We start from the raw sequence: 9968 nt of genomic DNA on the forward strand, positions 1-9968 counted from the left end.
TTTCTTGTTCGTATGCTTTGACTACTTTTTCTCGAAAGTCGATGGAGTAAGGTTTCATTCTACCTGTTCATGCACTGACCTTAATGTACTCTATATACCTGCAATCTGCTGTAGAATGCCATGCTACCCATTCGTCCTCCGTTTTTCCAAATAAGCAGCAAATTCTCGACCTTTCGCCCCCAATTCCTCGATATCCGTATCCAGCATATCTTCAACCAGATAACTAGCATCGTGGTTAACAAAGCTATTTGGTTCAAACATACTATCGGGCAAGCATTCAAACTGTGCTATCAGGGTATCGATTACAGCCACAAAACAATTAGAATTTTGAGAGATTATTCTTTCACCTGCATTATAGATGGATAGAAGTAAGTGCTGCCAGCGGTTAGAAGCTTCTGCATCTCCATCATTTTCAGAAGTAACCAACCAGCGCACAAAAGAAAACTGAAGTTCTCCCAAAAACGCTTCTTTATCACCTTTATGGGTATCAAATAGAGCTAGTTCAAAGCGAGACTTGTGATGTTTTTCCATCCAATCAGATAATTCTGCTATTGGCAGATTGACTGGTGGTTCGCTAACTATCTCTTGATGAAGTTGCGGCGGAAAATCGCTGGAATTAATATATTGGGTCAATTTCCTCCACTTTTCCCACTGTTCTTGGGGATAAGGAAAGAGTGCTGTTCCCATAGAACCGTTGATGGCTAATTGTTGATAGGTAGCGACAGATTCGGAATTGTCATCCACAAACTGTTGTAAAGTATAGTCAAAAACTTTAACAACTACCTCATCTGGATGCAGATAGCACCAAAATCCTGGATGTGTTGCCTCAGCCTGAACGCTTACATAATGAACTCCAGGCGGAACCAAAGAAAACCCCCGAAAACCTCCTTTAAGCGGATATTTAAATAAGTCAATCTGAGCAGACAACTTCGGCACATCGCGCAAGACAATTGCAGTGAAAAGACTAGCCATTAAATCCCCCACATCTGACGAGCTAGTTCGACCAAACCAGCAAATTTGTCTTCTGCTTGTTCAATATTTTGTTGCATTTCCGCCCCTACAGAATTATTGCTATCTGCTTTTGGTCGTTGAATTTCATCAAGATTAGGTTGTTCCTCGACTTTATTCTTCTCGGCTGCTTTTTTCGCTTCCTGGTTATTTTGATAGGTTTTTTCAACATCTACCCCAAACTGAAGGATCAGATTGCGGAAACCGGATACGCTATCTGCCATTACTCCAGCAACCGGATTGAGCCTACTCTGTTGCGTTTCACTATTTGCGCCTTCATCCTTGAGCGCGATCGCGATGCTACCTACCTCTGACAAATCATTAAACCGTGCCACTTGAGACGAACCTACTAAAGGAGCAGCAGATTTGAGCATACGGTCTATATATTTACCAGCTTTATATGCAGCTTTCCAAATTTCTGCTTCACTGTACTCGTGCAATACCTTAAGCGTGTCTCCTACTTGTTCTCGGAAGGAGTGGAGATATTCTTCGTCAGATAATTGAAGTTCGACCTTATCAAATTTTTTATCTTTTTTAATGCTGTTGCCAATCTGCTGACCAATTACGGAGAAGTGAACTGCACCCTGAGTAAAATAGGCTTCATTGGCATAAACAATCGAGTGTGAGAGTGCTGTTTTAAGACGCACGGAGTATTGATCAATTTCTTTCTGAAGAGCTATAGTATTTTTGCTTTTGCTAGAATCTTTAAGGTCTTGCAAATACAGACGAATTGCTGCAACTTCATCCAGTTGTTCCTGGTAAATTAGGTTAGCTGCTGCCATCTTCTTCGTATCAGCAGCTTGATGCTTGGAGAGATACTGTTTACCAGCTTCGAGATTCTTCCGCAGGGTGACATAAACCTCATCAGTGCTGGTGTTGATTTGGAGAATCTTCTCCTGAAGTAAACACTGATACTCGTTGTAGTAACCTTCAGCTTCTGCAAAGCGTATACGGAGTTTTTGTTGCTTATGGTATGTTTCTACGTCCATTCCTTCTTGGTACTGAGCGCCTTCGTCGTATGGCTTTAAGCTATCTCCTACAATAGAGGTTTGATATTGTTCCCATTCTTCTTGGGTCATGTGGATTCGCATCTTTAAGATCGACCACATATCTTGATCGGCAGCAAACTTAGTAAAGACATCACCTTTTAGCTCGACTTCCTGTTGCGGAATAATTTTTGCGGTATTCTCGTTTTCGTTCTTATCAAGCGTGAATGGCTTCTTTTCCATGAAGTCTTGAGCATAGACGTTGACATCAAAGACTGTGCCAGGTTCGTTAGGCCATTTGAGTTCTGTCTTGAACAGTTGATTGAACAGCGTGACGGCTGCGATTGAGCCTGCACCTTTGAGATTGACATCAATGTCAGAAGTTAGTGTCTCGCTACCCGCACTCGACCACTTCAGGCGATCTTCCGGTTCTAAGTTCTCGAATTCACCAGTTGCGAGTTCATTATCTCGTATATGTGTTAGAAGCTTGTCAGTCTCCGTCTGACGCAGTTTGATGAAACTCTCTCGCATTAGCTTTTTGAACCAAGGCTGCTTTCTCTCAATCTCTGCTTGCTCCTTGCCTTTCCATTTACCCTCTACCAAGTAATCTCTCACAAGAAACCAGTTTGAGTAGAAATCATTCTTTAATATTTCTTTGGCTTTTTCCTGACTAATAGTGTCAACGTCCTGCTCGCTATTCACCGCGTTCCAAAGGTCATCCGGCGTGCGCTGAATTAACCTACCTTGCACTGCTCCGGATAGCGTACCGCCACTCTGCTGTACCACATGAGTTAACTCGTGGGCAATTAACTCTTGTCCCTCCCGATTTCCAGGTTCGTAAGCTCCTTGACGAAAGAAGATATCTTGTCCTGTGGTAAAAGCTTTCGCCTGAATTGATTGGTTGAGCTGGTCAGATTGAGAATCGGTGTGGACTTTAACGCTACTAAAATCAGCCCCAAACGCCCCTTCCATCGGTACGCGGATGCTATCTGCCAGTGGCTGTCCGCTACCCCGCGCCCCTTGAATGGAGGCTTCCACATCTTGCGTAACCGTTCCTCCGCTGGCTTGCAGACGCTGCACCATTGGCTTCATCTGAAGTTCGTCTTCCTCAGGAGGCATCTCTTGCCGCTGGACTGGGTTACTCTGACCTGACGACTGAGGAGAGGGCGCATTTATCTGCTGCACTATCTGCGCTGCCATCTGGTCAGCTTCCTGCTCGTATTTATCTCCTGGCTGCCCTATCGTAAGCTTCGTCTGAACCGACAGTTTTTCCTCGCCTTCGTCTTCCAACTCTTGCTGGCGCTGGATAGCCTCCGCCTCGGCTGACATCTGGATATTGTCTTCAACAGTGGACTCAGACTCAGATTGTAGTGCTTCTGCCCGCTCCTGCATTGGCTCAGCCGAATTCAAACTTCTCATCAGAGGATGAACGTAGTCTGCTGGCAGGGGCGTGTAGCTGGGCATTTGCGACTCTGACTGATGCTCGTCAACAGGTTGTTTTGCCTGCACGGTCATTGGAGGTGGGGCAAAGCGAGAGGCTTTCGCCTGGGTTTGCGGAGTCCAAGAGGAAGATTTTTGCACTCTTTTGTAGGTCATATTGAGCCTCTCGTGCCAGCGTGGGAAATTTTTAAGCCTTTAGATCATATCTTTGCTTAAATCGTCAAGGACGCATGGGAATAAATTTTAATAAAATAGATACTCCTCTAGATAGATAAAATCTGTAAATTAGGCGATTTCGGGTAAAGGTGGAAAAATCAATGGATATAGCAGCCACTTCTAACTGGTACAAAGCCAACCCTCACTATGTGATGACCGCAGTGGCAGGGATACATCGAGCATTAGAGACCTAATAGTTACAGCTTCTTTCCATCTTTCCCGGAGAATTACTGAGAAGTATGAAAAAATAAAAATCGTAAATTTGCTGTTGTGCTTTAATAGCCAAGCTGGTTCTAAAAGCCTTTTTCCTTTATCCCGAAACTTTAGCCAAACGACTAAAGTCGCGACTATACAAACAAAGCCTGCCTACGCAGGCTGCTATGAAAAGGAGCGGAACCACACAAACAAAGCTTGCCTACGCGGGCTGTCATGAAAAGGGGCTTAGAATAACCGAATTTGCTACAAAATAAATTAATGATTTTTTAAGCTTAAATACTTAACTTTACGATTTGAATTTGCCACTAAATATATTCATCAATCCAGAGAAATTTGAAGGTGTTTAGTTCTAGAGGATAAATCCGTAATTTCCTCATGGCGGTTTGAAGTCAGAAAACTAATGAATATCACAACCACCGACCGCTGGTATAAAAGCAATTCCCACTATCTGATGACCGCAGTAGCGGGAGTGCATCGGAGATTAGAGCAGTACATCGATCGCCAGCAGAATCGAGCCGTTGAAGCAGTTGCGGACGAGCAATTGAATTTAGATGCGATCGCTGCCTCTATGTCAACCCCCCCAGCATTAGAGCAACTCTGCACTACCTTCAACCTGTCTCCCTTCGAGCGCAATATTCTGCTGTTGTGCGTCGGTATGGCAATTTTTCCTAATTTCTCAGCCCTGTGCGCTAACGCTCAAGGAAATCGGGAAATGGCTTATCCGACCTTTGGTTTAGCTTTGGAAGTGTTTCCCCAAAGTCATTGGAGTGCTTTTACCCCCCAAGCACCTCTGCGTCACTGGCAATTACTGCAAGTCGGTACAGGTCAAGTCATTACCTTCTGTTCTTTGCAGATTGATGAGAGCGTGCTGCACTATCTCTTTGGCGAACCGTATCAGGACGATCGCCTGATGAGTCTAATTCAGCCCTTGCCTGTAGAAGCGTATTGCCATACACCCCTACAACCGTCCCACCAGCAGTTAGCAGACAGGCTAGCAGCTATCTTGTCTGAAGCGGGAAATTCTTCTACTTTCTCTATCCCGCAACTGTGTGGTTTAGACGTAGGCGACAAATGGGCAATCGCTGTCGCTGCCTGCGCCCTCATGGGGCATCCCTTAAAACTCATATCCGCCCATCGCTTACCAACCGATCCGGACGACCTGATTCAGCTACTCCGACGCTGGGAACGCGAAGTCGCCTTGACAGGTAGTGTTCTGTTGCTGGATTGCGATCGCTTCAATGCGGGTGATTCAGTCCGAGCAACCTCAATTTTGCAGCTCATTCAAGGCACCACGACCCCACTAATTATTACTACAGAAGAACGGCTGCATTCACCACAACGCCCCCTCATTGCCTTCGACGTTCCCAAACTTACCCGCAGCGAACAACTTGCTATCTGGAAAACTAATCTAGGCTCAGTCGCTGCTGAACTAAACGGACACGTAGAGGAGCTAGTCTCTCAATTCAATCTCAGCAGTCCCGCCATTCAATCTGCCTGCGAACAATTAAAAATTAAAAGTGAAAAATTAGAAATTGAAGTAGATTCTCCAATTCAAAATCAGTTATGGGATTTCTGTCGCGTCCAAGCACGTCCACGCTTAGATGATTTAGCTCAACGCATTGATTCAACTTCTACTTGGGACGACTTGGTGCTGCCAGAAGCACAACGCCAGATTCTGCGTGATATCTCCGCTCATCTTCGGCAACGCGCTAAAGTTTACGAAGTCTGGGGATTTGCTGGTAAGAGCAATCGGGGTTTAGGTATCAGCGCCTTATTTGCAGGGGCTTCTGGTACAGGTAAAACAATGGCAGCAGATGTACTGGCGAAGGAATTGCGGTTAGACCTGTATCGCATCGACTTGAGTGCAGTCGTTAGCAAATATATTGGAGAAACCGAAAAGAACTTGCGGCGGATATTTGATACTGCTGAAGCAGGCGGTGCTATTTTGCTATTCGATGAAGCTGACGCCTTATTTGGGAAACGCACTGAGGTGAAAGATAGCCACGACCGCCACGCTAATGTTGAAGTTAGCTATTTGCTACAGCGCATGGAAGCTTATCAGGGTTTGGCGATTTTGACGACTAACTTGAAAGGTTCATTAGACCAAGCTTTCCTACGCCGCATCCGATTTATTGTGCAGTTTCCCTTCCCCGATGCCAGCCAAAGAGCGGAAATTTGGCAGCGGATCTTCCCCAAAAAGACCCCGACTGAAGGGCTAGATATGAGCAAGCTGGCAAAGCTAAATGTAGCGGGAGGAAATATCCGCAATATTTCCTTGAATGCCGCTTTTCTAGCAGCCAATGCCGGAGAGCCGGTGATGATGAAACATATTCTACAAGCGACCAAAAGTGAATATGTCAAGTTAGAGCGATCGCTCACTGATGTAGAAATTAAAGGTTGGCTCTGATCTGTTTAAGTTGAAGTGCCGATTCCTTACAGGTAGGAATTTCGATTGTGAATTTAGAAACCTGAGTTAAATCGGGACTCCAACGAGAGTGCTGGGAGGAGGTCAATGACTCAACCAAGCGATCGCGCCTCGAATCCAATCTTCCGCATTCGTGCTTTTCGCTAACAGAGCATCTTGTCTGACGACAGAAATCGCTTGCGATACTTCACTATTGCTATATCCCAAAGCCAGTAGCGTCATCTCCACATCTTCTAAAATGGCGGCGGAAGGGCCTGTCGCGGTGCTAGTGACCCCTGCCGAGTGTCGCCATTCTGCAAGTTTAGTTTTCAGTTCTAGCGCCAGACGTTCGGCGGTTTTGGTGCCGATGCCTGGAGTTTTCGCTAAAGTTCGGGTGTTGCCTGTAACGATTGCTTGGACTAAATCTGATAGCCCTAAGGTGTCTAAGAGGGCGATCGCACCTCTGGCACCAATCCCGCTGACGCTGACAAGGGCGCGAAATAAATCCCGCTCCGCTGCGGAGCCAAAGCCATATAGGAGGACTTGATCTTCTCGAACTTGTTGGTGTGTAAAAACTTGCACCGTTTCTCCCGCCGCTGGTAGCTCAGCCTCCAGGCGCGGCGGGATATGCAGTTCGTACCCAATCTGATTGACTTCCAGAATCAGGATGACGCGATTGGCGGTGCTTTTCTGGATGCCAGCTACCGTCCCTTTGAGATAGCCGATCATGCAAAGATGTTGAGGATGTAGGATAAGTTCATTCTAAAAAGCCGAAATGCTTCAGACCTTCTAGAATACCTCCAGCGCAATCCGCTTTTGCTAAATAGCGATTAATCGAAGGATTGGCGTAATGCCACTTTAGCAGTTCTGGCTGGGCATTCCCGACAATGATTCCTCGTTCCTCACCGGACTGAAAGAAGGCGACATCGTTGCCAGAATCACCGCAAACAACGGTTTGTTCGGGAGGCATCTGAAATTGCTGTCGCAGAAACGTGGTTGCAGTTCCTTTGTTGCCGCCGCGAGGTAGGATGTCCAAGTCTTTGCCACTGCTATAGACCAACTTGACATCTAGCTTGCGTTCTTCCAACAAATCTTCTAGCTGAGGGAGAACTTCAACGGCGGCTTCTTCGGCGAGGAAGTAGCTAACTTTAAAAGGGCGTTGTTCGGATGGCGGTTGGGGAACGAGGTCAGAAAAATGAGCGGTTGTGGCGACGATCAAATCCCGATCCCAGTTGTGAGAAAGTTGCTCTACCCAAGCTGGATCTGGTGTATCGCTGCCATCTCGGTAAATTTCCGTCCCAACAGAGAGAACGAGGACATCGGGTTCTAATAGCTCCTGTTCGGTCTTCAGTTCTTGGTAGAGGACGGGGGAACGACCTGTTACATAAACAATCTTTGTCCCGTATTGTTGCCGATGCTGGCTCAGGTGGCGCTTGAGTTCTTCTAGAGCCTCGTCATCGCCTACTAAGGTATTGTCTAAATCGGTCAAGAAGAGAAATGGCTTCACGTTGCTCATTGCTTGGGATTTGGCTACTGGATTATTTTCCTATATGGGAGTTCATTAGGGGGATAGAGAGCGATCGCTTCCCATCACTCCTTAGCGACAATTGAAGATAAAAAAAACCTGGGAGCGTTTTGATAACTCCCAGGCGGATTACTTGAGGTGACATGATGACGAGAATGGGAGGGAATTAATTCTAGATCAGACCCCAGAAGTGCAGGAAGCCTTGACCTGAGAAGATTTCAATCAGCGCAGCGGCTAAAAAGCCAATCATCGCTAGACGCCCGTTCCAAATTTCTGCTTGAGGAGTGAAGCCGTATCTCCAAGCGTTACGATCGTCCATGACGGGAGTGGTTACTTTCTGTGTCTCTTGCATGGTGGGAACTCCGGGTTTATCGCTACGTTTGTTAAGCAATGTTTAGCTTATGTAACTAAATGTAACGATAAGAAGCTAGGGTGGTCTCTATCTGAGGTTAGAGCTATGAGCAATCGCACCGAAAGCTTGAACCGAAAGCTTGAGAGGAATCGCGCGATCGCGTTTTTGCTTTCACTATCTTTCTTTATCACCTGAGAAAAACCGATTCTGCTCAATTCAAGCAATTCTGTATTGAAGTGGATACGCGACAAGTCCGTTTACCCGCAGAATTGCCTTCAGAAATCCCTCTAATTCCTCTCCCCCATGACATTTTTCCGCAAAGCCACGTCCTGGTTGCCTCAGCTAAATTCCCAAGTTTGGATTCTTGCCGCTGGTCGATTCTTATCCGGGATTGGCACTGGGTTTACTTTGTTTTACGCCCCGATTTTTTTTGTCAATCAAGTGGGACTCTCCGCCACGCAAGTCGGGCTTGGCTTAGGCAGCGCCTCCATTTCTGGCGTAGTTGGGCGTATTTTGGGCGGTTCGTTTGCAGATTCGCAGTTTTGGGGACGCAGACGCACCCTGTTACTCTCAGCCGCGGTTTCGGCAGTTGCTTCCCTAGTCTTGGCGATTAGCAACAATTTTCACATTTTCGTGGTTGGTAACTTGCTGATGGGCATGGGCATCGGTTTATATTGGCCTGCCACAGAAGCCGTAGTAGCAGATTTGACACAGGGAGAGCAGCGCAATGAAGCTTATGCCCTAACGCGACTGGCAGACAATTTGGGGATGGGCATCGGAATTGTATTGGGAGGTGTATTAATTGGCACCACGGGGGCTTATCGAGAGCTATTTGTGCTTGATGCGATTTCATTTGTGGTGTTCTTTGGGGTCGTCTATGCAGCGATCGCAGAAACTTACAAACCAGGAGAACGCCAACAACAAGCATTTAGCAGTTGGGCAACGGCACTGCGCGATCGCAGTCTGTTGATTTTTTGCTTAGTGAACATCATCTTCACCACCTATATCTCGCAAACCCAAAGTACAATGCCCCTGTACTTCAGCAATTTCTTGCGTGTAGAAGAATCCGGGAAAGGATTTTCCCCCACAACCATTAGTGCTTTATTTACCTGGCACCTTGTCTTAGCCATTCTCTTACAGCTGCCAGTTGTCAGAATATTTAAACGTTTGAGCCATCCCTACGCCTTGTGCATTTCCGCCCTATTTTGGGGATTAGGATTTAGCTTAATTTGGTTTACAGGAGTAGCAGCATCAAGTCAGTTATTGTGGGCAATTTTAGCAATGGGAGTTTTTGCGATCGCCCTTGTCTCCTACACTCCCTCAGCATCTTCTCTGATTACAGTCTTAGCCCCCGAATCTCAACGTGGCGTATATTTTTCAATCAATTCTCTTTGTTGGGCAATCGGCTATTTCATTGGCCCTACAGTGGGTGGTTGGGCATTAGATCAACCGCCAGTGGTGGCGGATGGTTTGTGGCTAGGTTTCGCATTCAGCGTAGCCATCACCATTGCCATTTTGCAGTACCTGAATCGAATTTTGTCTCGCTAATAGAAAGCCGCCTTAGAATGCTATTTTTCATAAAACTTTAACCCTTATGTCAGCATAATCAAAATTATCAATAGGAGATTACTGATACTAAATGTAGTTGGGAAAAACCAGCGAGAATTGTTTTGAACCATGAATCCTTTTTTTTCTTTTCCTGTTGTACTCAGGTAATGTACCAGGATTACTATAAAGAGAGATAGGAACACAAAGACATAACACAAAAAAATGAATCCATCTATAAACGTTAAATATGCCACCCGTGGCAAGGCATCATTC

7 protein-coding genes are annotated in these 9968 nt (G+C 46.0%); 2 read left to right on the top strand and 5 right to left on the bottom strand.

Annotated elements, in window-relative coordinates:
• Positions 1-123: 123 nt before the first annotated feature.
• On the bottom strand, positions 124-972 hold the full coding sequence (locus tag NDA06_RS25465; RefSeq protein WP_190985224.1) for an AAR2 pre-mRNA splicing protein: 849 nt from the start codon (positions 970-972) through the stop codon (positions 124-126).
• Complete coding sequence (locus NDA06_RS25470; RefSeq protein ID WP_199324024.1) at positions 972-3590, bottom strand: DUF4157 domain-containing protein; 2619 nt, start codon at positions 3588-3590, stop codon at positions 972-974. Before NDA06_RS25470 ends, NDA06_RS25465 begins: the two co-directional genes overlap by 1 nt.
• Before the next feature lie 676 nt (positions 3591-4266).
• Between NDA06_RS25470 and NDA06_RS25475 the strand changes: the two genes are divergently transcribed.
• A complete protein-coding gene (locus tag NDA06_RS25475; protein ID WP_190985225.1) occupies positions 4267-6273 on the top strand; it encodes an AAA family ATPase in 2007 nt (668 codons plus the stop codon).
• A gap of 102 nt (positions 6274-6375) precedes the next feature.
• On the opposite strand, the gene ruvA is transcribed toward NDA06_RS25475, so the two are convergent.
• The 3 genes from ruvA to NDA06_RS25490 all read right to left on the bottom strand — a co-directional run bounded on the left by ruvA (position 6376) and on the right by NDA06_RS25490 (position 8147).
• Positions 6376-6999, bottom strand: a complete 624-nt coding sequence (ruvA, locus tag NDA06_RS25480; protein ID WP_190678863.1) for a Holliday junction branch migration protein RuvA — start codon at positions 6997-6999, stop codon at positions 6376-6378.
• A 28-nt stretch (positions 7000-7027) separates the two neighbouring features.
• Complete coding sequence (locus NDA06_RS25485) at positions 7028-7777, bottom strand: sucrose-phosphate phosphatase (RefSeq protein WP_190415900.1); 750 nt, start codon at positions 7775-7777, stop codon at positions 7028-7030.
• A gap of 190 nt (positions 7778-7967) precedes the next feature.
• A complete protein-coding gene (locus tag NDA06_RS25490) occupies positions 7968-8147 on the bottom strand; it encodes a chlorophyll a/b-binding protein (RefSeq protein ID WP_190415851.1) in 180 nt (59 codons plus the stop codon).
• A gap of 303 nt (positions 8148-8450) precedes the next feature.
• Between NDA06_RS25490 and NDA06_RS25495 the strand changes: the two genes are divergently transcribed.
• Positions 8451-9695, top strand: coding sequence for an MFS transporter (locus NDA06_RS25495; RefSeq protein ID WP_190985226.1), 1245 nt, complete (start codon positions 8451-8453; stop codon positions 9693-9695).
• Positions 9696-9968: the final 273 nt, after the last annotated feature.

Source organism: Trichocoleus sp. ST-U1, assembly GCF_039961835.1.
In the GTDB taxonomy this organism is placed as follows: Bacteria; Cyanobacteriota; Cyanobacteriia; order Cyanobacteriales; family FACHB-T130; genus FACHB-T130.

Bases quoted from the DNA above. Each gene is read 5' to 3' on its own strand.
- NDA06_RS25465 (WP_190985224.1), bottom strand. From the start codon at position 972: ATGGCTAGTCTTTTCACTGCAATTGTCTTGCGCGATGTGCCGAAGTTG.
- NDA06_RS25470 (WP_199324024.1), bottom strand. From the start codon at position 3,590: ATGACCTACAAAAGAGTGCAAAAATCTTCCTCTTGGACTCCGCAAACC.
- NDA06_RS25495 (WP_190985226.1), top strand. From the start codon at position 8,451: ATGACATTTTTCCGCAAAGCCACGTCCTGGTTGCCTCAGCTAAATTCC.
- ruvA (WP_190678863.1), bottom strand. From the start codon at position 6,999: ATGATCGGCTATCTCAAAGGGACGGTAGCTGGCATCCAGAAAAGCACC.
- NDA06_RS25475 (WP_190985225.1), top strand. From the start codon at position 4,267: ATGAATATCACAACCACCGACCGCTGGTATAAAAGCAATTCCCACTAT.
- NDA06_RS25490 (WP_190415851.1), bottom strand. From the start codon at position 8,147: ATGCAAGAGACACAGAAAGTAACCACTCCCGTCATGGACGATCGTAAC.